Genomic DNA, 680 nt, shown 5'->3' with positions numbered 1-680 from the left:
CTCCTTCCGGTGGGCGCGGGGCATGACTATCGTCGCCGCACTTATGACTGTCTTCTTTATCATGCAACTCGTAGGACAGGTGCCGGCAGCGCTCTGGGTCATTTTCGGCGAGGACCGCTTTCGCTGGAGCGCGACGATGATCGGCCTGTCGCTTGCGGTATTCGGAATCTTGCACGCCCTCGCTCAAGCCTTCGTCACTGGTCCCGCCACCAAACGTTTCGGCGAGAAGCAGGCCATTATCGCCGGCATGGCGGCCCCACGGGTGCGCATGATCGTGCTCCTGTCGTTGAGGACCCGGCTAGGCTGGCGGGGTTGCCTTACTGGTTAGCAGAATGAATCACCGATACGCGAGCGAACGTGAAGCGACTGCTGCTGCAAAACGTCTGCGACCTGAGCAACAACATGAATGGTCTTCGGTTTCCGTGTTTCGTAAAGTCTGGAAACGCGGAAGTCAGCGCCCTGCACCATTATGTTCCGGATCTGCATCGCAGGATGCTGCTGGCTACCCTGTGGAACACCTACATCTGTATTAACGAAGCGCTGGCATTGACCCTGAGTGATTTTTCTCTGGTCCCGCCGCATCCATACCGCCAGTTGTTTACCCTCACAACGTTCCAGTAACCGGGCATGTTCATCATCAGTAACCCGTATCGTGAGCATCCTCTCTCGTTTCATCGGTA

1 protein-coding gene and 1 pseudogene are annotated in these 680 nt (G+C 56.8%); one reads left to right on the top strand and one right to left on the bottom strand.

Features of this window, described 5'->3' with window-relative positions:
- A pseudogene (locus SB765_RS27965) lies at positions 1–307 on the top strand (hypothetical protein); the annotation flags it as partial.
- Between the two features lie 17 nt (positions 308–324).
- Here SB765_RS27965 and SB765_RS27960 read toward each other — a convergent pair.
- The coding region (locus tag SB765_RS27960; protein WP_410932269.1) for a hypothetical protein at positions 325–680 on the bottom strand (356 nt) is incomplete at its 5' end.

Origin of the sequence: Pseudomonas sp. SIMBA_067, from assembly GCF_046534675.1 — a bacterium.
GTDB classification, from domain to species: domain Bacteria; phylum Pseudomonadota; class Gammaproteobacteria; order Pseudomonadales; family Pseudomonadaceae; genus Aquipseudomonas; species Aquipseudomonas putida.
Note: the sequence above shows the minus strand (reverse complement) of the source record. Positions and strands in the feature narration are given on the sequence as shown.